This is a genomic window from Bartonella sp. AA83SXKL (genome assembly GCF_042196965.1).
Taxonomy (GTDB): Bacteria; Pseudomonadota; Alphaproteobacteria; order Rhizobiales; family Rhizobiaceae; genus Bartonella.
The window spans coordinates 1-402 of sequence record NZ_JBHIRG010000167.1 but is presented as its reverse complement, the minus strand read 5'-3'; the positions used below and the strand labels follow the sequence as shown (position 1 = coordinate 402).

The 402-nt window shown below is 38.8% G+C and carries 1 protein-coding gene; it reads left to right on the top strand.

Features of this window, described 5'->3' with window-relative positions; all coding sequences use genetic code 11:
• Positions 1-402, top strand: a 402-nt coding sequence (locus ACFINO_RS10355; protein ID WP_375655743.1) for a GH36-type glycosyl hydrolase domain-containing protein, incomplete at both ends; no start/stop codon positions are given.

Genomic DNA, 402 nt, shown 5'->3' with positions numbered 1-402 from the left:
TCCAATAGGATTGAAGCAGGATGTGATCCTTGTTCAGCACTCGCCTACGATATTGATCTGTTACCAGGACAAACAAAAGAAATAATCTTCTATCTTGGCTGTGCTGAAAATAGGCAAGAAGCTGAAAAACTACTCGATCAAGTCCGTACAAATGATTTTGAAATTTTGCTCACAAAACAAAAACAAAAATGGAGTGATTTCGTTTCTCCATTCCAAGTAAAAACACCTGATCCCTCTTTTGATATTATGGTCAATCATTGGCTGCCTTATCAAATCTATGCATGCCGCATGATGGCACGTACAGCTTTTTATCAAGCTAGTGGTGCATTTGGCTTCCGTGATCAGCTACAAGACAGTCTATCTTTATTATTATTGCAACCACAACTGGCACGTGAACATTTG